The sequence below is a fragment of the Paenibacillus sp. Soil750 genome, from assembly GCF_001428045.1.
In the GTDB taxonomy this organism is placed as follows: Bacteria; Bacillota; Bacilli; order Paenibacillales; family NBRC-103111; genus Paenibacillus_E; species Paenibacillus_E allorhizoplanae.
In genome coordinates this window covers 155,777-174,888 of the sequence record NZ_LMSD01000010.1, presented here as the reverse complement: position 1 = coordinate 174,888, position 19,112 = coordinate 155,777, and the positions used below count along the sequence as shown (strand labels likewise).

The 19,112-nt window shown below is 40.3% G+C and carries 22 protein-coding genes and 1 pseudogene; 6 read left to right on the top strand and 17 right to left on the bottom strand.

Annotation, left to right across the window (positions count from 1 at the left end; genetic code table 11):
• The first annotated feature begins 179 nt into the window (after positions 1-179).
• Both ASL11_RS11300 and ASL11_RS11295 read left to right on the top strand, forming a co-directional pair.
• Positions 180-902 (top strand): hypothetical protein, encoded by a 723-nt coding sequence (locus ASL11_RS11300; protein ID WP_157256894.1) that lies wholly within the window; start codon positions 180-182, stop codon positions 900-902.
• 131 nt (positions 903-1,033) lie between these two features.
• Positions 1,034-1,396, top strand: a complete 363-nt coding sequence (locus ASL11_RS11295) for a hypothetical protein (RefSeq protein WP_157256893.1) — start codon at positions 1,034-1,036, stop codon at positions 1,394-1,396.
• Positions 1,397-1,557: 161 nt separating this feature from the next.
• Here ASL11_RS11295 and ASL11_RS11290 read toward each other — a convergent pair whose 3' ends face one another.
• From ASL11_RS11290 to ASL11_RS11255, 8 genes and pseudogenes are all read right to left on the bottom strand, one after another.
• A complete protein-coding gene (locus ASL11_RS11290) occupies positions 1,558-2,631 on the bottom strand; it encodes a site-specific integrase (RefSeq protein ID WP_082595381.1) in 1,074 nt (357 codons plus the stop codon).
• Between the two features lie 192 nt (positions 2,632-2,823).
• A pseudogene (locus ASL11_RS37425) lies at positions 2,824-2,985 on the bottom strand (HesB/IscA family protein); the annotation flags it as partial.
• A 538-nt stretch (positions 2,986-3,523) separates the two neighbouring features.
• Positions 3,524-3,919 carry a hypothetical protein gene (locus ASL11_RS11280; protein ID WP_056613549.1) on the bottom strand — a complete coding sequence of 132 codons (396 nt, stop codon included), beginning with the start codon at positions 3,917-3,919 and terminating at the stop codon, positions 3,524-3,526.
• Positions 3,920-4,120 carry a hypothetical protein gene (locus ASL11_RS11275; protein WP_056613546.1) on the bottom strand — a complete coding sequence of 67 codons (201 nt, stop codon included), beginning with the start codon at positions 4,118-4,120 and terminating at the stop codon, positions 3,920-3,922. It abuts the gene before it with no gap.
• Positions 4,121-5,075: 955 nt separating this feature from the next.
• On the bottom strand, positions 5,076-6,896 hold the full coding sequence (locus ASL11_RS11270) for a DEAD/DEAH box helicase (protein WP_056613544.1): 1,821 nt from the start codon (positions 6,894-6,896) through the stop codon (positions 5,076-5,078).
• A 73-nt stretch (positions 6,897-6,969) separates the two neighbouring features.
• A complete protein-coding gene (locus tag ASL11_RS11265; RefSeq protein ID WP_056613541.1) occupies positions 6,970-7,377 on the bottom strand; it encodes a hypothetical protein in 408 nt (135 codons plus the stop codon).
• Between the two features lie 203 nt (positions 7,378-7,580).
• Entirely contained in the window at positions 7,581-8,057 is a 477-nt protein-coding gene (locus ASL11_RS11260) for a hypothetical protein (RefSeq protein ID WP_056613539.1), read from the bottom strand.
• A 12-nt stretch (positions 8,058-8,069) separates the two neighbouring features.
• The gene (locus tag ASL11_RS11255; RefSeq protein ID WP_056613537.1) at positions 8,070-8,828 is read right to left on the bottom strand and encodes a hypothetical protein; all 759 of its coding nucleotides are present in this window, start codon (positions 8,826-8,828) and stop codon (positions 8,070-8,072) included.
• 237 nt (positions 8,829-9,065) lie between these two features.
• Between ASL11_RS11255 and ASL11_RS11250 the strand changes: the two genes are divergently transcribed.
• The gene (locus ASL11_RS11250) at positions 9,066-9,407 is read left to right on the top strand and encodes a helix-turn-helix domain-containing protein (protein WP_056613535.1); all 342 of its coding nucleotides are present in this window, start codon (positions 9,066-9,068) and stop codon (positions 9,405-9,407) included.
• 81 nt (positions 9,408-9,488) lie between these two features.
• Here ASL11_RS11250 and ASL11_RS11245 read toward each other — a convergent pair whose 3' ends face one another.
• The 4 genes from ASL11_RS11245 to ASL11_RS36410 all read right to left on the bottom strand — a co-directional run bounded on the left by ASL11_RS11245 (position 9,489) and on the right by ASL11_RS36410 (position 11,564).
• Positions 9,489-9,686, bottom strand: coding sequence for a hypothetical protein (locus ASL11_RS11245; RefSeq protein ID WP_056613532.1), 198 nt, complete (start codon positions 9,684-9,686; stop codon positions 9,489-9,491).
• Entirely contained in the window at positions 9,676-10,701 is a 1,026-nt protein-coding gene (locus tag ASL11_RS11240; RefSeq protein WP_235550450.1) for a tyrosine-type recombinase/integrase, read from the bottom strand. The genes ASL11_RS11245 and ASL11_RS11240 overlap by 11 nt, the downstream gene beginning before the upstream one ends.
• Positions 10,702-10,912: 211 nt before the next feature.
• Positions 10,913-11,284, bottom strand: coding sequence for a HesB/IscA family protein (locus tag ASL11_RS11235; RefSeq protein ID WP_056613525.1), 372 nt, complete (start codon positions 11,282-11,284; stop codon positions 10,913-10,915).
• Between the two features lie 112 nt (positions 11,285-11,396).
• The gene (locus ASL11_RS36410; protein ID WP_268796194.1) at positions 11,397-11,564 is read right to left on the bottom strand and encodes an aspartyl-phosphate phosphatase Spo0E family protein; all 168 of its coding nucleotides are present in this window, start codon (positions 11,562-11,564) and stop codon (positions 11,397-11,399) included.
• A gap of 354 nt (positions 11,565-11,918) precedes the next feature.
• Here ASL11_RS36410 and mqnE point away from each other — a divergent pair, with 354 nt between their 5' ends.
• Positions 11,919-13,019 (top strand): aminofutalosine synthase MqnE, encoded by a 1,101-nt coding sequence (gene mqnE / locus ASL11_RS11230; RefSeq protein ID WP_056613524.1) that lies wholly within the window; start codon positions 11,919-11,921, stop codon positions 13,017-13,019.
• Between the two features lie 53 nt (positions 13,020-13,072).
• The gene (locus tag ASL11_RS11225; RefSeq protein WP_056613786.1) at positions 13,073-14,137 is read left to right on the top strand and encodes an NAD(P)/FAD-dependent oxidoreductase; all 1,065 of its coding nucleotides are present in this window, start codon (positions 13,073-13,075) and stop codon (positions 14,135-14,137) included.
• A 15-nt stretch (positions 14,138-14,152) separates the two neighbouring features.
• Here the strand turns inward: ASL11_RS11225 and ASL11_RS11220 are convergent, their stop codons facing one another.
• Entirely contained in the window at positions 14,153-14,407 is a 255-nt protein-coding gene (locus ASL11_RS11220; protein WP_056613522.1) for a YuzB family protein, read from the bottom strand.
• Positions 14,408-14,503: 96 nt separating this feature from the next.
• On the opposite strand from ASL11_RS11220, the gene ASL11_RS11215 reads away from it, so the two are divergent.
• A complete protein-coding gene (locus ASL11_RS11215; protein ID WP_028558591.1) occupies positions 14,504-14,749 on the top strand; it encodes a NifU family protein in 246 nt (81 codons plus the stop codon).
• Positions 14,750-14,812: 63 nt separating this feature from the next.
• Here ASL11_RS11215 and ASL11_RS11210 read toward each other — a convergent pair whose 3' ends face one another.
• Genes ASL11_RS11210 through ASL11_RS11195 form a run of 4 tightly spaced genes read right to left on the bottom strand, consistent with a single transcriptional unit; the run spans position 14,813 to position 19,100 of the window.
• Positions 14,813-15,607 (bottom strand): SDR family oxidoreductase, encoded by a 795-nt coding sequence (locus tag ASL11_RS11210; protein ID WP_056613521.1) that lies wholly within the window; start codon positions 15,605-15,607, stop codon positions 14,813-14,815.
• A gap of 6 nt (positions 15,608-15,613) precedes the next feature.
• Entirely contained in the window at positions 15,614-16,321 is a 708-nt protein-coding gene (locus ASL11_RS11205) for a Cthe_2314 family HEPN domain-containing protein (RefSeq protein WP_056613519.1), read from the bottom strand.
• A gap of 50 nt (positions 16,322-16,371) precedes the next feature.
• Positions 16,372-17,358 carry a DMT family transporter gene (locus tag ASL11_RS11200; protein WP_235550449.1) on the bottom strand — a complete coding sequence of 329 codons (987 nt, stop codon included), beginning with the start codon at positions 17,356-17,358 and terminating at the stop codon, positions 16,372-16,374.
• Positions 17,337-19,100 (bottom strand): UbiD family decarboxylase, encoded by a 1,764-nt coding sequence (locus ASL11_RS11195; RefSeq protein WP_056613516.1) that lies wholly within the window; start codon positions 19,098-19,100, stop codon positions 17,337-17,339. Before ASL11_RS11195 ends, ASL11_RS11200 begins: the two co-directional genes overlap by 22 nt.
• Positions 19,101-19,112: the final 12 nt, after the last annotated feature.

Below are 19,112 nucleotides of genomic sequence, written 5' to 3'. Positions count from 1 at the left end.
TTTAAGAAATATAAGTGCATATTGCACAGATTTTTGCAGAATTGATCTTTTAAGATCAGTACTTTCTTTGGCGTTCACTTACTTTTATATATTTATTTACTTTTAATTATCCATTGATTATAATCGTTTTAAACAACCATCAAACAGTAAAACTAACAATAGAGAAGGCGGTAATGCTTATGGCGCTGTTGAATATGCCAGAAAAATTGTTAAAAGTTATTTGGAACGGCAACTTTAATATGATATTTGTTAATGAAGATGGAACGTGGCAAGTAGATCGGAAAACAAAACAAGATTTAATTACTTTGAACAAAAGCGAAATATTCGAACCGTCTAAGCTTGAAGCATTGAATCAATTGATGATACTCAACACTAAATTACTTGAAGCCACAACGGTTGAGTATGCTAAACAGGCAGAAAAGGACTATGAATTTCAATATATAATTTGGGAACACCAAGAAAAGGGTTCTAAAGATTGGGCTGAAGATCAAGGCACAGAATATCTTGAGACTCCTTTTGAATACAAACCATTTTTAACTCTACGTGCAAGAATTGAAGAGTACTATCTTGAATATCACATTGACAATTTGTCATCATTAATGGATCAACTTAAACTCGAGCATCACTATGATTTTGATTACGATTTCGGTGATTCTTATACTTTCAGCCCAGTTGATGACAGTTTATACTTCGAGATACCATTTGACGAAAAGGTCGCCATCTTCATAGTTGGCAATAAAGGTTTCCCTCAATGTTACATAGACAAGGATCATCTTCTGTATCACAAGATTAAGAATGATGTTTTAAGAGTTACAAAATTCGCCTTAACCTATGCCCGTAATTCTGTAAAGAAAGATTTATATGAATGGTTTAAAGCCCAATTCGGTTATGAAATGAAATAATTAACTAATGACTTTCTAAGGAGTGAATTGTTATTTTTAAAGAAATTGATGATCAATACGTAGAACTTATGAACACCTTCAATAGCAGGATGGATATTATCGAGAACAAGTTATTGGATATGAGTAACACGATGAAAAATAATTTTGGCGAGATTGAAAATAGGTTGGGTATTATCGAGGATAGAATAGATAGCATAGTGAGCAGGGTAAATTCAATTGAACGATTTGTGAATATGGTTGCTAAAAATGATGAAAAAATCAGAAGAGTGACAAAGAAATTCGAGGATGCACTCCCTCAAATATGGGAGAAGGCAAGAGCAAATGAAGAAGAATTGAAATCTAAATTTATGAAAAATTTACTTACGAATAATAGTTTAAAAAAAAGGAAGAAATTACTTGTGCAAAATTCATTTAAAGTTAGTAAGCCCACTCCGTTTCATTCAATGAGCAAAAAGGAGCAGAAAGAGAGCATTCGTGCTATGAAAGATGATTAAATCACTATTAGGTTGGCTATATTGCTCTTTAAGCATCTAATTCACGATTTAAAAATAAGCATTAGTATCAATTAAAAAGACGCTTCAGGAGTAGTCACCTTAAAGCGTCTGGTTATCATATGACTATATGTAGTTGTTACATAAACAAGATTTGAACATTCTTAAACTCTGCTACTTTTCCCCAATAGTTTATTCACGGGTGAAAAATCGTCATGACTCCTCCTAATATCCTCTGTATCCATCTGGATATATCGGCGTACAGTCCTAATATCAGACCATCCTCCCATCTTTTGAAGAGAAAACGGGTCTGCTCCATTTAACGTTAGGTTTTTAGCCCAAGTGTGTCTGTAAACATGCGCTGTCATCTTTTTCCCTGAAACACCTGCCTTTTCACCGTAATACTTTAAACGTTTATTAAACTGATTTTGACCTAGAGGTTCACCGAAACACGACATAAACAACCTATCCGTACTAAAGTGTTGTTTATTCTCGGAAGCTAATTGAAGCAGTAATTTCGAACAGTGAGTTGATATTGGTACTAATCTGGGCTTTCTGTTCTTGCTTCTATCAGCTGGAATTGTAATGAATCGTGTTTGAAAATCTATATCCCCTGTTCTTAAACTCAATAACTCCCCAATTCTCAGACCTGAATCTAGCATTGTTACTAGTCCTACATAGTCTCTGTACCCTACAAAGTCTTTTTGATTGGGCTGAGTAAGTATTGCTTTCACTTCATCATCAGTCAAACAATTCGTTAGATCAATATCTTGTCTAAGAAGGTTGACACTTTCTAGTGGATTTACTTCAATTAATCTATCCTTACGTAATTGGTTAAAGATTGCCTTCAACGTTCTAAGACGAATATTTACTGTTGTATCCTTCAATCCAATTCTTTGATTATCTTCGTTGATGAATTTATGACCACTATATCTTTTAGCATCATATCTCATGTAATTAATGTGATCTCTGAAGGTTGTCGAAGTCAATTCATCTACAAACTCGGCTTCAGGATACTTCTCCGTCAACCAAGAAATGAAATATCCAAAATGCTTCACATAATCTTTTAGTGTACGCTCCCGTAATCCCTCCGCCCTTTTTGCGCTCATTGCAAAATCAAGGGCTTGTTGAAATCCAATACGAGGAAACTCCTGATGATCTGGACGATTACCAACTGGCACTCTTCTTACTTTCTTTTTTAACACAACAAAAAACCTCCCAGTCAAGTGTATTAACATCAACACACAAGCATGGAAGGTTAGTTATCCGCAACCCAGAAATATTAATTCTAGGGTTGTGTACATTCATATAAATGATTGCGGATTGCCGATTTTCACTTGCAATCCTTAATCTACAGATACTCTCATTGTTCTCATAAACAAGGCGATATATGCAAGCGTAATTCCACTCTCAAACACCCGTACCCCCTATTATGCCTCTACCTTATCATCGCAAGGCTCAGGTGTTCCCTCATAATCCGCTGGTTTGAAGGATGATCCACAACCACACGATGCTACTGCATTTGGGTTATTGATGGTGAAACCGCCACCCATGCCTTTGTCTTCGAAGTCGATTTGGACGCCGTATAAAAAACCAGCAGTGGCAAGGGTTTACAGGGATTTTCGGATTTTTATGAAGTTTGCTTTCGGTACTATGGATTGTATCAATACTTGTTAATTGCATTGTCTGGGGCTTGAGTACATCGTTGATTGTATTATACCCAAGTACTATAAGTTACGCAAGAATAATCCAATACTTAAATAGTACACTTCTGATAACAAATCTTATCGGAAAGTGAAAAATAAGTGCCGGGCTATACTCAAACAAAACGCGGGAAGGTGAAGGTCAAATGTCATGAGCACATCCATACGAAAAACCTGCCCTTTTTGAAGTCTTTTATAGCTTTTCCCCTTTGCCTATGCTAAAAATAAAAGCAGGGTCAAAAAAAAAGCCGGGACTAATTTACCGACTTTTCATTCTTACTAATTAGCTCGCTGTAATCCTTGATGATACCTCTATCTTGTAGGATTCTTGCTTGAACAAGTTTTCTTACAATGTCACTTCGAGATGTATTATGCTCCAAAGCAATCAGGGCGAGCATCTTCAATGTGTACTTATCCAAAGTCAAATTTATTCTTTCCATGTTATTTCTCCTCGCTTTACTTTGTTAATTAACTCATTGACCTTCTTGTTTTCTCCAACAGTGTCAAGTTCTGAACATTGTCCAGTGGCATACAATTTTCTAAGTAGTGCTGATATCGCATCTACATTTATCATAAAGATTCTTGTTGTTCCTTTAGAATCTTCTTCCGATGAATAGGATAATGAGTCTTTAAAATTCATATCGTATGAGCTAATAGTGTCTAATAACTCCTTTGATATGTTCCATTGCATTGCAAGGGAATCCAATGCAAAACACAGAGTGGACTGGCTACTTGTGCCCCACTCGATGAAATTCGAAGGACTCACTGCAAACAGGACAAATGACTCATGTTTATAAATCTTTTTAATTTTCACTTTTTCCATTTATTTGTTCTCTCCTTTTTTTAGATGTGCGAATGGTTGATTTTCCTGTGTTGTTGACTTGCTTTGTTTCGTATTTATTGAAGCAATGATTTGTTTTAACGCTTCTTCATCGTTATTCATTGTTGCGACAATGAATTTATCTATAAGGTTACTGCTGTTTAAATGGCTTCTATCGACTCCATAAGCGATTTTGTAAGGCATTGTTATTACCCCCCTTTCTATATGTGTGTTAGGGACTTATATAGTCCCAAATGAAGCTTAAAACTGTACTAAAGTAATAAACCGAAATATCTCTTTTGTAAATTCATGTCGTAAAGAGTTATTGACTGGACTCTTAACGTGAGTGGAGCCAGTTTTCAAGCTGACTCGTATGTAACACAAAGGAATTCGTCAAGAGTGGCAAAGCTCTTGGACGTTTGCAGGAGAAATTTCTCCCTCACCGTACATAAGCATAAGCTTCCTAAATTTTAAAATTAATGCTCTCATTCGCTGTCGACACTCTGTTTAACAAGGTGCATTCAAACTAATGAAAAGCCTAGTTAGTTTTAGAAAGTTGAGCGCTTGTACGTATCTGATATTACTGGTTATTTTGCTATCTAACCCATGTTTGTGATAACTAACCTGGTTGGCAAGCTGTTACTAATACAATCTGACGAGACAGGACTAATACACCTCTTTTTTCGAGCGGCGGCATAGTTAATAATATTTATGAAAGTTAATAAGGCTTATTAGGATTGGATTAAAGGAATACTTCAAACGCAATTAAACGCCCCTAGATGCCCCGAATTATCACATTTGTTCATTCTTAAACAAGTGTTTACTACCATATATGAAACGCCTTAAAACGGCTCTAGGCGGCTCAAACAACGCTTTGATATACATTGTCAAGTTAAAGCGTTGAAGTATATTCACATATACATATAGGGTTTCTCTATAAACAATCATCTGAACGGACATATACTTGCCAGTGCATATTCTACATAAATTACATTACGCAATTATCGGGACAATATCTCACTTCCACCCCTGCCGTGAAGTAATTACTGTTTTTTTATACAATAATTGTTATTTTCTAGATTAAAACTCCTCACTTTTCTAATAAAAAGAGATAAGTAAGAAAATGAAGAGTAGTAATTCAAAAAAAATTTCAAACCATTCAAAGTTCCCAATCTTCCTTGAGTTTGATTATTTTATTACCGACAATATCAAATAAACCAATATCCCGCCAATGCTGGACAGAGGGATGCCTTAAATTTCGAGCTAAATTCTTTTCAGACAGGTCTACAGAAGGATGCGTTCTAAATTCCTTTTTGCTTAATTGTTCCCCCTTACGCATACCAACCTTTATGTGCATTAATATCTTATCCGTCGCTGTAATCCTTTCTGACTTCTTTTTTTCATTGCCAAAGCTTAACTCAATAATTTCACCCCGCTTTATACCTTTTAGCTCGTTAGCAACAGCTTCGAATATCTCCTCTTGCTTGATAGCTACGAAAATTTCGGCGTGGGGTAAAAGATTTCTTTGGATTCGTTTCACAGCTTGATATATGTCCCCTATAAGTGTGCTTTTTCTCATTTGTTCTAAATGAGGGTCATCAAATTTCCTACTTGTGCGGTCACAGTAACTAGAATATGACATAAAATCACTTACTGCATTATTTGAGTATTGGTACCACTTCAAGGCATAGACATCCATAGGCAAGTTAAATGTGCCAATTACCCAACATTGGTTAAAATCTCGATACTTATTCACACCTATGATATTACCAAAATGGTTAATCGCAATCAGTTCATCATTATAGTCATCACCTATGCCAATGCTATTGAAACCAGACTTAAGTAATTCCTCCCTAAGCTCCGCTTCATAAGCTTCATGTACAATGATTAGCGCCTTTTTATCACTTTGGTATCGCTCACTGAATAGACCACACATCTTTTTGAAGTATTCCTTACGATTACTATAAATACTTGAGTAGCTTGAACCGCATTTCAACAGATGTATCTTAGAGTTACTATAATCTGCAAGTCGGGGGTACTCATGTATAATGAATTGATTGGAATTACGATATGAATTATCAAGATTACCGGACGCATCCAATATCACATTATTTTCAAGCCCCCACAGTTTGTGACGCGGGTTAAAAGTTCGTATTTGTCGCTCATAACCATTGCCCCCTGAAAAAATTGCTCTATTTGTCGCCAACACTTCTAATTTCTCAAAAAAACCAATAATATCTCTTTTTAAAGTACCTTCATTTACACATATTTCAACTAGTTCCTTTAGCTCAGAAAATAACTCCCAATCAATCTCAATTTCATATGTTTCGGCATATTGCATTTCTAATATTTCGAGCTGACTTAGAATAGGAACGCAAAGTTTTGACAATTTTTCGTCAAGCAAAGGAGGAAATTCATTCAAAACATTTTTATAAATACTTTGGCTAAACGAACATGTAGGGAAGTTAATTTTCTCGTCGATAATAAGCACTTCACGACCCTCACAGAAAGTAGCCCTTAAATAATCGTCTAAACAAAGGTCAATGTATCGACTATGCGTTATTACGATTATATTGTAGGGGATTATTAGTCTCGGAGATTCTCTATATGTTGCAATCCATTCTTTTGTAGTGATTGCTAAAGCAGACTTAGGACAGACTTCATTAATAACATTGGCGCAATCATTAACCTCATTGCTAAACGGCTTTACAATCAAAAAACGCTTATTTCCTTTGCCTTTAGTACTTCGAAGATATTCAATGATGACTTCATTAGTACCCAATGACTTACCTACACCCGCTTCCAAACAAAAGACGGAAAACTTCTTCTGCCCCGTGCTAGCATCTAATAATATATTTTTAAGTACCAGTTTCCATGGAACTTGCTCAGAATACTTTCGAACAAGAGGACTCGTAATTCTAATTCCACCATAAGAATAACGTTCCATTATAAATTTCATTTGTCGCTCACTTAACGCCATAATCTCCATCCTTTCAGTCTAATATTAGACTTTAACTTGTATTATAATTATATTATAATAATAGAATAAAAAATTACTTTCGTTTTACAACGATTTGAAGGCTTTCATCCACCGTTATAACTTGGACATTTCCATATTCCTTTTCAAATTCCGTCAACTTTTCCCTAAGAATTTTGTTCTCGTTTTCCAACTGGTTAACCATTGCTTCAAGCTCTTGTAAGCTTTTTTGTGGAGATGAGCCTCTATATATGTATTGAATAGCTTCCCTTCGAGATTGCCCTTTAATTACACTGATTACCCCCCGATTTGCCAATTCTTTCAAAGCCTTGTGGGCTGTAGCTAGTGCTACATTCGAGTCCTCCGCGATTTGAACAACCGTAAAAGACATTGGTATTCCATTCCCAAGTTTTTCAGATTGTAATTGAAAGAATTGTTGAACTTTACCTAAATTTTCGGCGTTAACTGTGTAATCCTTAGCCATAATATTACCTCATTGAATTTGTATTATACCTATATTATAACTTCAGTTGGTGAATCTGGCAAGGATAAACGGTTTTCATAATGCGGAATTATTGTAATACCTCGAACTTTACCAGCGAAGGGAGCAACCCTAGAGTACGGATTGCCCTTTTCTATGTAGTAACCATTCGCTATAGTTCTTATGTTAAGAACCTGTCATGGTTATCACTCCTTGTGTTTTTTTGCATCATTGAACAATTCAATTAAAATCTCTGAGTACCCTTTCTTCAAATCGCTTTGTGCATTAAGCAGTTGGTCTTCATCACCTTCTGCTACCCTTACTAAAGCATTGGCAAATCTCTCTAAGTCCTCCATTCTGTTTATGACGTATTCATGATTTCCTTCCTGCCCTTTCGTTGGCTTAATCTTCTTCGTTTTCTTTTGAAACTCAATCATTTTCTTTCTGTATATTTCGGCGGCTACTCCTAGTTCTTTTTTCGATTCCTCGCTCTTGGTATCAACATATTTTTTGAGTACAGGTGATAATGGATTAAGTGCTGGGAAAAGTTCTTCACCAATTTTCTGCATTTGAGTGTAGTAATCGTTATCTTGTTGAGCTAGTGTCTCCTCTGTTGAACACCCTAAAAGAAGAATGAATAAGAAACTAAGTACTATCGTTTGAAAAAATCTTCCATGGTTCATTTAACCAACTCCTCATATTACTTCTTTAAGTCTCCCCCATAATTCTTCCCACTTCTTATATTTTTCACTGTTTATATCATCTGGAGGGTCTACTCTCTCTGGACAAATACCATCACATCCGATAAACCAGTTGAACGTTCGACCATCAGAGATAATTCTTCGTACCGTAACATCAAACTCACTGATACACATCGTTTTACAGATTAATCCAGATACTTGATACTCAATGAAAATATCATTTTTTCGGATTTTTTCGATTTTAGCATCCTCAATGGTTAAATCTTCAGGATATTCAATTAGCCTTTCAGCAAAGTACAATTTAGTTGTTTTAAGTATGGCATCATCATATTCGTCTATTTGAACTTTTATGAATATTACCAGTATACTTACGAAAACCAGCCCTATTATCCAAGAAAATCTTTTAATTTTCGCTTTTCCCATTGGCTGTCTAGTCTTTTTATTCAATCTATATTCTTGTGGGTATCCTCGACTTTTCATCAATTCATTGTACCGCGTTTGGGCATCAAGTATTTTATCACTAAAAAATTCTGGAACTTTCTCGCCAATTTGGACACGTTGTGCAAGAATATTGTAGGCTTTTTGTGCCCTATCAATAGAAAATTCATCTCCATTTTTACGAGCATCTTCTATAAAACCAAGCAATTCAATTACCCCACTTTTCCAAGCTCTAAATTTTTCATTTTTTAAGTCTTGTTCCTGTTTAGATAGTTTTAGCTTGTTAGGTTTGTTTTCTTCTTTAAATCTAATCATCACAACATGCCCCCTGCCTTCTCCTTCTTTTAAACTCATAACTAACTAATATTGCCAATGAAATTGAAACAAAATCTGTGAGGATTTGCTCATACACACCCTAATAATTGGGAATTATTTCAATCATTATAACAACCACAACGTCTTTAGACCACAAATATTTTAATTTCCTTTCTATTGCCTTTTGTTGAGTTCTCTATGCTTGGCTACTGTGTTTAAGTAAGGAGTTGTAGCCATATGAATGATATAGGGAAAATTATTGGCGATAGATTACGAAATTATCGTAAGAAAGTAAAGTTAAGCCAAGAAGAAACGGCACATCGAGCATCTATACATACGTCATTCTTAGGCGAGGTAGAACGGAATGAAAAATCGCCTACGCTTGAGAGTCTTGTGAAAATTACATCAGCACTAAACATAACTCTTGAAGAACTTTTTCGTCAGACCCAGCCATCTCAAAATTCTAAAGAAGCAAAGACACTTTCTCATATCATCAACCAATTACATTCACTTTCTGCCAAAGAGCTTGAAGATGTTTCAAAAATGATTGACCTCATGCTAGGTTTTAGGAAGAAATAAAGGAGCCTAATGTTTAATTAGACTCCTTTTTTTGCACCGCGGAGAAATCACATTTTCTGCGACTGGAACTTATATTAAAAATTAGATTCCTTTGTTGATAATTTGGTTTCTTTCCGCTCTAAGCTTCTGTATTTCATCTACAATCGCTTGTTTGCGAGAAAGTTGGGTATTCTTATCTCCATGTTCCAAAGCCAATTTTACGTGTCTGCAAGTAATATGAAGCAGTCTCTCCGCCGCAATATCATCCTGCATAGCAACCCATAATGTTCTATTTCTCATAGCTGTACCCCCTTATGTTCCTAACAGGGCTAAAGTCGCTATGTTGCTTCAATAAATCCTCGCTGTTCATCTGAATGTATCTTCGAGTCATTCGCAAATCATAATGTCCAAGTATTCTTTGAAGCGAGAACGGGTCACCGCCATTCAAAATATATGTCTTCGCCATTGTATGTCTGAAAACATGGGCAGTACACTTTATTTTTTTACTGATTCCAGCTTTGTCCCCATAGTACTTTAGACGTTTGTTAAATTGATTTTGCCCTAGCGGTTCGCCAAAACATGATAAGAACAGTCGATTTGATGAAAAGCTCTTTCTATTTTCAGATACGAGTTGATGCAATAATTTCACGCTCAAATGTGAAATTGGCATTATCCGCGGCTTTCTATTCTTATTTTGTTGACCTGTTAATGTTATCAACCTAGACTGTAAGTCAATATCATCGCATTTTAATCCAATAAGCTCGTTAGCCCTCATTCCTGTATCCAGCAGTAAAACCATAGCTACATAGTCTCTATATCCTACAAAATCTTTTTGATTTGGCTGACTTAGTAAAGCTTTCACTTGCTCTGGTGTAAATGCTTCAACTAAGTCTTCATCCATTCGAATCAACTTTATATTTCTAGTTGGACTTACTTCGATAATATCGTCCTTTTCAAGCTGATTGAATATGGCTTTTAAAGTTCTCAAACGTATATTAATTGTTGTATCACTTAATCCAATTCCTTGGTCATCAGTAATAAATTTATGTCCCTCATACCGCTTTGCATCATGTTTCATGTAATTGACATGATTGCGAATGACATCAACATTAATTTCCCCAACATCCTTAATTTCATAGTGGTTTATTAACCAACCACAAAAATAACGCCAATGATTTGCATAATCTTTTAAAGTATTTACTCTCAAACCTTCTGCTTTTTTGGTAGATACTACATAATTAATCGCTTGTTCCAATGTGTAAGTTGGATATGCTTTACTGCTAACTGTTATTCTTCGTTCTCTCTTTTTAAGCACAAAAAAACCTCCTAAGAAATGTGTATACGTCATACACAAGTCCAGAAGGTCTAATTTATCAATCCAATATAGTCATTTTTAGGGTTGTGTTTACCTAAGAAGATGATTATGGATTGCTCATTTTACCTATACAATTAATAATCCATGACACATTCCACAGTTCATAATCCCGAAGGGCTATTCACTCACTCACAAACACCCAAACCCTTTATTAAGCCTCAACTTTATCATCACAAGGCTCAGGTGTTCCCTCATAATCAGCTGGCTTGAAAGATGAACCACAACCACACGATGCTACGGCATTCGGGTTATTGATGGTGAAACCGCCGCCCATGCCTTTGTCTTCGAAGTCGATTTGGACGCCGTATAAATACTTAGCGCTCTCTTCATCCACAACAACCTTCACGCCATGAATGGTAAATTCTTTATCGTCAGACTTTTGATCATCGTCGAAGCCCATTCCATAAGAAAAGCCGCTGCAACCACCAGCCTTCACGCCAAGGCGTAAGAAAAGATTAGGTGATTCTTCCGATGCCAAAAGCTCTTTAATTTTCTCACTAGCTGATTCACTTATATTAATCATAATGGAAATCCCTCCTTGGTTTTTCCCTGTAAATTAAGGAAAACTGGCATTGGTATACGAAGTGCTTGCTATAAGTATACTCCTAATCCATCCGATGCTCAAGGGCAGCTGTTCACTGTTTAGAACGTCTTGTGGCATAATACTGCAATAGTAACTGGTCTAGATCTCGACTGCATTTCTGCACGTCAGGATGAAGGAAACCATGCGAGGTTCCCAAACTAACCATTTGGCCTCGAAGTTGTTCTATTTTGATATGAAGTCGTTCCTGCGGTTCGGTCACGAATAATGGTAGCACGATTATTATCACCTTTAGCCCTTACGTAATCACATTGCAATAGTATACAGGAATTTGTTAATATTGGGAATAACATTTCGCCAATTTCACCGAAAAAATATAGGACATGGATAAGATTGTCGATTTATCTTCAACGTTCTGATGTTGCCCCTCCCAAGTAGGAGGTTTATAATAAGATGGATGGATAGCTTGTATCGTTATAAATCTGGTTGTGAATTCCTTAACCGAACTGGTTGACAGGTACGCGAGCAACTCACACCACCTAACGCACCTAGTTCTAACTGCTGGCTGCGTCGTTTCATTATGCGGTTTATTATATTTTCATAGGAGGCATGGAGCATGAGTATTACGACAGTAGACCCGATCAAACGGATGGCTGAGATTGCTGACAAGGTTGAGAACGGCGAACGGTTGAGCATGGAAGACGGACTGTTTTTATATGAATCTGACGATCTTTTAACCATTGGTCAATTAGCAAATAAAGTGAATACACGGTTGAATGGGAATAAGGTATATTTTGTACAAAATATGAGCTTATATTTCACGAATGTCTGTGAGGAGCATTGTTCATTTTGTCATTTCCGCCGCGACGAAGGTCAAGAAGGTGCTTACACCTTAACACCAGATCAGATGTTAGATTATATTGCCGAGAATTTTAACCCTGAAATTAAAGAATTCCATATTAGTCAGGGGCATAACCCTCATCTGCCTTTTGAGTATTACGTTGATTGCATTCGTCGCTTAAAGCAAGCTTACCCGGATGTCACGATTAAAGCTCATACTGCTGCAGAGATCGAATTCTTCTCGCGTATTAGCGGCCTCAGCTATCGAGATGTACTTAAGGCATTAATGGATGCTGGACTTTCCACGCTTCCTGGCGGAGGAGCCGAAATTCTTACGGAACGTTACCGCTCGAAAATGAAGGTCGAAAAAGCTTCCACTGAAGAATGGTTAGATGTTCATCGTCAAGCTCATCTTCTAGGGATGAAAACTCATGCGACCATGCTATATGGTTCAATTGAAACGAAAGAAGAACGGATTCGCCATATGATGTTGCTGCGCGAGCTGCAAGACGAAACGGGCGGTTTCCTCGTATTCATTCCTAATTCTGTTCAGCCAGCGAGCAAAAATGCAAGTCTTAAACGTTTCGTTCCCGCATGGGACGAACTCAAAACAATGGCGATTAGCCGCCTAATGTTGGACAATTTCCCACATATTAAAGCTTACTTCATCAATATCGGAACGAAACTTACGCAACTTTCCTTCACATTCGGTGCTTCAGATGCTCACGGCACGATCGTGAAAGAGAAAATCTCACATGCTGCTGGTGCTCTTTCACCAGAAGGTTTAACACGCGATGAGATTGTATGGCTCATTCAAGGTGCGGGCCGCGTCGCGGTTGAGCGAGACACCTTTTATAATGAAATCAAAGTGTATTAGAGATAATAGGTAATAGAGAATAGATCATCGTTCAGAAGGGATATTGGTTGGCTATGAAAAAGTTTGTCATTCTCGGAGGAGGCTATGGCGGTCTGACCGTAGCTTTAAACTTGCTCGAAAAGGATTTACCAGACGACACTGAACTTATTATGATTGATCGCAGTCCATTCCAAGGCCTCAAAACGGAATATTATGCACTAGCTTCGGGTACCATTGCTGAAACGCATATTCGAGTAGCTTATCCCGATGATTCGCGGCTTCAGCTTGTTTACGGAGAAGTATCTGATGTTAATCTCGAAACGAAGCAAATCAACTTCCACGACAAAGAACCCATCTCCTACGACTGGCTAGTCATTGGACTTGGTTGTGTTGACAGTTATCATGGAATTACTGGCGCTCAGGAGTTTTCATCCAGTATCCAGACACTGGCTCAAACGCGTGCAACGTATCAGAAAATAAACAATATCAATCCATACGGACAAGTATCCATCATTGGTGGAGGACTTAGCGGTGTAGAAATGGCTTCAGAACTTCGTGAAAGCCGCCCTGACTTAAACATCCGATTAATTGATCGTGGTCCTAGTCTGCTCTCCGCTTTCCCTACGAATCTGCAGCAATATGTGCGTGAATGGATGATCGAACATCATATTGAGCTGCGAACACAAGTATCGCTTGTTCGATTAGATGGCGGTGATTTGTACAACCAAGATGAAATTATCCGTACTGATGCTACAATTTGGACAGCAGGTATACAACCAACGCCAATTGTCGAAGCTTTGAATGTACCAAAAGATCGTCAAGGACGTATTCTATTAAACGAATACCACCAAATCCCGAACTTTGAGGAAGTTTACGTCGTAGGTGACTGCGCGTCCCTACCGTTCTCACCAAGTGCCCAAGCCGCACAAGCGCAAGGTAAACAAATAGCCGAAGCGATTCAAGCAATTTGGAAAGGCGATACACCTAAGCTTGGTAAAATCAAGCTACGTGGAACACTCGGTTCACTTGGCAAAAAGAGCGGCTTCGGCATCATGGGAAAACGTACGTTAATGACAGGGAAAATTGCTCGTATGCTGAAAAGCGGCGTGCTTTGGAAATCCAAACGCCACTTCGGTTAAGCTAGCTAGATCGGCTTATTCACTAAGCAAATCATACATGGCCTCAATCTCTTTGATCTTTTCTAAAATAAGAACATGGAGGCTCTCGGCGCTTTCTGCTGCAATGATTTCTCCATTGACTAGTGCGTAAGGCTCCATGTAGCACTGGCCACAGTTGCCCAGACAGCCGTATTCCATGACATCAAACTCCGGATTTTGTTCAAGATCTTTCATTACTTTATCTGTTCCTGTGTGCATATTGCTGGCACAAAATTCTATAATTGGTCGCATTTAAAAATTCCACCCCATACTGATAGTTTCAATCCCTAAACCATTTTCATTTAAAGCGTATTGTACTATAATAGATAAAGAAAGGAGATGAATCAAATGACAGAAAAAACCAAAGAAGCGATTTACGATGAAGTTCTTGAGGTTTTAGATAAACTTCGTCCTTTCCTACAACGTGATGGCGGTGACGTCGATCTAGTTGATGTGGAAGACGGAATCGTAAAACTTAAACTTATGGGTGCCTGCGGCAGCTGCCCGAGCTCAACAATCACTTTGAAAGCTGGTATTGAGCGCGCATTGGTTGAAGAGGTAGAAGGCATAACAGAAGTCGTACAGGTATTCTAATTACGACTATATCATAAAGAAAGAGCTTACCTCTATGGTAAGCTCTTTTTGCCATATGGCGTTCTACTCTGTTTTGCGTTGTTTGAGTACAGGTATCGGCTGAATAGGATCCAGCCCGCCAGAGATATCCATAATATTGCCTGTAATAAAATCCGAGTTAGGCGAGCAGAGGAAATCGATGACACGCGCTACATCTTCACCCGTTCCTGGTCTGCCAACAGGCGTTTCGCCATCCACTTCTAAGCGTGCCTCTTCCATGGTGCGTTCTTTGTTCTTCCCGCGAATATCGCCCGGACAAATCATATTCACCGTGATCCCATGTGCGGCTTCTTCTTCGGCTAATGTTTTGGTAAAGGAAACTAACCCTACTTTGGCAGCCGCATAAGCAGCTCTGTGCGTCCAACCCCTCGCTTCAGCCGCTTTCCCAAAGCCGAAATGGATAATACGCCCCCATCTGCGCTCTCTCATCATAGGCAGCACAAGATGATCCAACTCCATGACGCCTATCAGATTCCCTCGCATTAAATAGTCTATTTCGTCCATGCTGTAGTCAGCGAAAAAACGCCGTTCACGTACAAAAGGTCCTGCGTTATTGACAAGTATATCTATCGGCCCCAACTGCGAGACCGTTTCTTCAACCATGCGGAAGATGTCCTCGCGCTTGGCTACATCTCCCTGCACCGCGATGCTGTGAACGCCCATATCCGTCAATTGATGAACGAGTTCCGCAGCTTCCTTCTCACTTGTTACATAATTCACAGCGACCTGGCAGCCCTTCTTGGCTAAAGTCAACGCCGTCATTTTTCCCAAACCCTTGGCACTGCCTGTAACAAGCACTGTTCGACCTCTTAATGGCATGGTCCCCTACCCCTTTGTCACATATGCCGTAATATAAGTAAATGCTATTGTTAAGGTTCGGCATACCATGTCAAATCCCTGCTGCAAATCGGATAAATTCAGCTTCACATCCTCAATATGAACCCGTTCTCCGAGCATCGGCTCTTTCTGCATAAGATCGTCTAACATCTCAGCATTAATATAATGCATTTCCATATTACGCAGATTGCGTAGTCGTTCTAACGGCACTTTATAGGTCATTTTGAGAGTATAAAGTTGCAGTTCTAACGAGCCATGAAGATGCTTGTCATGCATATGGCGGAGTACCGTAAAATACGAAAATCGTGATTTCACGGTTTCGGTCTTCAAGGCGAAGAGGTCATTCATAAAAGTTCCTAGTTTATCAAAAACAGAAAATAAACGGATGAACGCATTTTTGTAGAAATAGACAAAACGTTGATAATCATCTGTTTCCTGCGGGGTCATTTCTTCCAAAAAACCTTTAACAATCCGCTCGCCATATCGCTCACAGCAGTATTTGCTCTGTTCGAGCTCATCCAAGGCATCAATAAAACCTTTACTCCATATCGCTTGCCGATGAAAGATCGAATGCGCCGTGGAGAGGTGACTCTGTTCAGTTTCGATCTGTTTCATATAGGCTCTCACTGCATCAAAAGCTTCCAGCAGGAGTCCGCTGTCGATACGTTCCGGCTCATTAAATAACACACGAAGCATAAGATCACCTCCCTTTTTATCAACATACTAAGCGATCTAGCATAGCTCTGTTACTTCGTTAACGTCGTGGCTGTTGGTGCAGGTACTGGTGCCCGTTTGATGCTGGATGTTCGATCACGCTGCACGAAAAACATCGCGGCTAACACACCTACGCCTCCAAGATACTGACTTAACGAGATCGATTCTCCTAGAAAAATGAAACCTCCAAGTGCAGCCGTAACCGGAAGTAAATACCCATAGGCCGATGCTTTGAAAGGCCCCAGTTTGGCTAGACTCCAATTGTGTAATGAGAAACCTACTGCTGTTGCCAGCAATGAGGTATAGATTAAGCTGATCCAGCCCGTCTGTGAGATCGCAGCGAAGTAAGCACCATCTGCACGCAATAGCACGAACGGTAATAAAGACAGGGCTCCAGCGGTCATTTCAAGTGAAATTAATATCGGAAGCGGATATTTCACGACTAATCGGTTCATCCCAATGAGATAAATGGCTCCCATGAAACTGCGCATAAGCAGCAGAATATCACCGCGAAATGTCTCACTTCCCAAGTGAAAGCCTTCGGCTCCCCCCGAGACAATGAGGATTACACTGCCGAGCGCCAAGGGGATTCCGATTAGGATTCGCCATGTAATTTTTACTTGCCTAGCCATGACAGCAATAAGCACTGTAATCACTGGCATAAAACCTCGCCCCAGTACGGCACCATTCGCAGCGTTGGAAAACTGTAAAGCATATTGCAGCAGAGCTTCCATCCCTACGGCATTCAGTATCCCTAACCCACAGATGAGCAGAAGATCGCGCCCCGCAATTTGGAAACGAAGTGACCGCGAACGATAATAGAAGTAAGTATAGACCCACAGGATCGGTATCATACTCGCAAAGCGCAGTCCATTAAAGACGAGACTGTCCCATTCTCTTCCACCGATTTTGAGAGAAGCCAAATTGATCCCCCAAAGTAAATAGACCAATACAAATCCCAAATGCGGATAGATCGCTCGTAATCGTCCCGAGCTCATCACGCGAAGTATTCCTTCCATCTGCGATCAACCAGTTCTACAATATCTTCCCGCGGGAACAACTCATCTGGATAGCCAGGCTTCATACGCGCGTCAATGACAATAGGAACTTCATACGCAATATGATGTCGGTTCACACTGGATTGCGCGTACATATCACTTGCAGGGTTAAACCGTGTAAACACGGTCCATAAGAATTTCGTTTGGTCATTCGCGATGTCACTGGCATCATCGACAAGGATGACCATAGGCCATTGCTTCAAACGATCAGCTGCTTTCGCAAGCAGACGTTGTGGCAGCTCTGGTTCAGCTGCATACGAGGCGCCAGAGACAAGCAGACAGCCGCCGCAATAAACAGCGATATCATGAATCTCAGGCAGTTCGCCCTCTGTGTATGCCCTTGGCAGCTCGCGTACTGGGTCACCTGTGCCAAGCAGTACGGCTTTCGAACCGTGGTTGAGCTGTCCACCGGTATAATCCAATGTATCATGTGATGTTTTATTAAATATAAACAGATCCCGAGCCGGATCGAAACGTTCTAATACGGTTTCTAACAGCTGTGAGAAGTTCGCTAAGGTCGTCGGACGATCCGTCACGATCAAGAACTTTGTGAGGGATAGCTGACCCTCACCGAGGATCCGGAACGCCGTGCCGAGCGCCTCACGGCTGTAGCTTTCGCGGACGACAGCGGCTGCGAGCGGGTGGAACCCGGTCTCGGCATACGTCCACAGGTCTTTCACCCCTGGCATCGCCATCGGGAACGCGGGCTCCAGCAATCTTTGTAAGAATTCGCCAAGGAAGTAATCCTCTTGGCGGGGCTTACCGACGATCGTCGCCGGATAGATCGCGTCTTTGCGGTGCCACACATGATTCACGTTGAACACGGGGAAATCATGTGTGAGAGAGTAATACCCGAAGTGGTCGCCGAACGGCCCTTCGGGGCGTCTGAGATGCGGCGGAACGGAGCCGCATATCGCGAACTCCGCCTCGGCTACGAGGCGGTGCCCCCCATGGGGATTCTCCACCATGGGCAGCTTCTGCCCGAGGATGAGCGAAGCGAGCATCAGCTCGGGCAGGTGCTCGGGCACCGGCGCAATCGCCGAAGCGATGAGTGCGGGAGGACCGCCCAGGAACACGGTGACGGGCAGCGCTTGGTTGCGCTTCTCGGCTTCGTGGTAGTGGAAGCCGCCGCCCTTGTGGATTTGCCAGTGCATCCCGGTCGTGAAGTCATCATACACCTGCATACGATACATGCCCAGGTTATGATGACCGCCGTCGGGATGCTCGGTGTACACGAGCGGCAGCGTGACGAACGGGCCGCCGTCTTCTTGCCAGCTCGTCAGGACAGGCAGTCCTGCGAGCGGGTTGTCCTTCTTCAAGCCGCCGAGAATCGGCGCTTGGTTCGGTTGGATCTTCTTCGTCCCGACTTTCATGAGGTCGAGAATAAGACCTCTTTCACCCCACAGTGCTTTCGGTGTAGGGGGCAACAACGAGTTCGTCGCGTTGATAACCGCTTTCATGAATTGCTCCGGCTTCGGACCGAAAGCCAGATCCACTCTTCTTGTTGTGCCGAAGAGGTTCGTCACGACAGGGAATGCGCTACCTTTTACATTCGTGAACAGTAAAGCTGGCCCTTGCTCGTCGATAACTCGACGATGGATTTCAGCAAGCTCGAGATTCGGATCCACGGGAGCCGAGATTTCAATCAATTCATTTTCGCGTCGTAACATCTCTATAAACGCTCGAAGATTAGTTGGTACCATGGGAACTTCCAC

What these genes read in the sequence shown, in the direction of transcription:
- ASL11_RS11195 (WP_056613516.1), bottom strand. Translation starts at nt 19,100, where the DNA reads ATGGTACCAACTAATCTTCGAGCGTTTATAGAGATGTTACGACGCGAA.
- ASL11_RS11255 (WP_056613537.1), bottom strand. Translation starts at nt 8,828, where the DNA reads ATGATTAGATTTAAAGAAGAAAACAAACCTAACAAGCTAAAACTATCT.
- ASL11_RS11220 (WP_056613522.1), bottom strand. Translation starts at nt 14,407, where the DNA reads ATGCGACCAATTATAGAATTTTGTGCCAGCAATATGCACACAGGAACA.
- ASL11_RS11250 (WP_056613535.1), top strand. Translation starts at nt 9,066, where the DNA reads ATGAATGATATAGGGAAAATTATTGGCGATAGATTACGAAATTATCGT.
- ASL11_RS11295 (WP_157256893.1), top strand. Translation starts at nt 1,034, where the DNA reads ATGAAAAATAATTTTGGCGAGATTGAAAATAGGTTGGGTATTATCGAG.
- ASL11_RS11290 (WP_082595381.1), bottom strand. Translation starts at nt 2,631, where the DNA reads ATGTTAATACACTTGACTGGGAGGTTTTTTGTTGTGTTAAAAAAGAAA.
- ASL11_RS11245 (WP_056613532.1), bottom strand. Translation starts at nt 9,686, where the DNA reads ATGAGAAATAGAACATTATGGGTTGCTATGCAGGATGATATTGCGGCG.
- ASL11_RS11280 (WP_056613549.1), bottom strand. Translation starts at nt 3,919, where the DNA reads ATGGAAAAAGTGAAAATTAAAAAGATTTATAAACATGAGTCATTTGTC.
- ASL11_RS11270 (WP_056613544.1), bottom strand. Translation starts at nt 6,896, where the DNA reads ATGGCGTTAAGTGAGCGACAAATGAAATTTATAATGGAACGTTATTCT.
- ASL11_RS11225 (WP_056613786.1), top strand. Translation starts at nt 13,073, where the DNA reads ATGAAAAAGTTTGTCATTCTCGGAGGAGGCTATGGCGGTCTGACCGTA.
- ASL11_RS11275 (WP_056613546.1), bottom strand. Translation starts at nt 4,120, where the DNA reads ATGCCTTACAAAATCGCTTATGGAGTCGATAGAAGCCATTTAAACAGC.
- mqnE (WP_056613524.1), top strand. Translation starts at nt 11,919, where the DNA reads ATGAGTATTACGACAGTAGACCCGATCAAACGGATGGCTGAGATTGCT.
- ASL11_RS11200 (WP_235550449.1), bottom strand. Translation starts at nt 17,358, where the DNA reads ATGGAAGGAATACTTCGCGTGATGAGCTCGGGACGATTACGAGCGATC.
- ASL11_RS11210 (WP_056613521.1), bottom strand. Translation starts at nt 15,607, where the DNA reads ATGCCATTAAGAGGTCGAACAGTGCTTGTTACAGGCAGTGCCAAGGGT.
- ASL11_RS11215 (WP_028558591.1), top strand. Translation starts at nt 14,504, where the DNA reads ATGACAGAAAAAACCAAAGAAGCGATTTACGATGAAGTTCTTGAGGTT.
- ASL11_RS11235 (WP_056613525.1), bottom strand. Translation starts at nt 11,284, where the DNA reads ATGATTAATATAAGTGAATCAGCTAGTGAGAAAATTAAAGAGCTTTTG.
- ASL11_RS11205 (WP_056613519.1), bottom strand. Translation starts at nt 16,321, where the DNA reads ATGCTTCGTGTGTTATTTAATGAGCCGGAACGTATCGACAGCGGACTC.
- ASL11_RS11260 (WP_056613539.1), bottom strand. Translation starts at nt 8,057, where the DNA reads ATGAACCATGGAAGATTTTTTCAAACGATAGTACTTAGTTTCTTATTC.
- ASL11_RS11265 (WP_056613541.1), bottom strand. Translation starts at nt 7,377, where the DNA reads ATGGCTAAGGATTACACAGTTAACGCCGAAAATTTAGGTAAAGTTCAA.
- ASL11_RS11300 (WP_157256894.1), top strand. Translation starts at nt 180, where the DNA reads ATGGCGCTGTTGAATATGCCAGAAAAATTGTTAAAAGTTATTTGGAAC.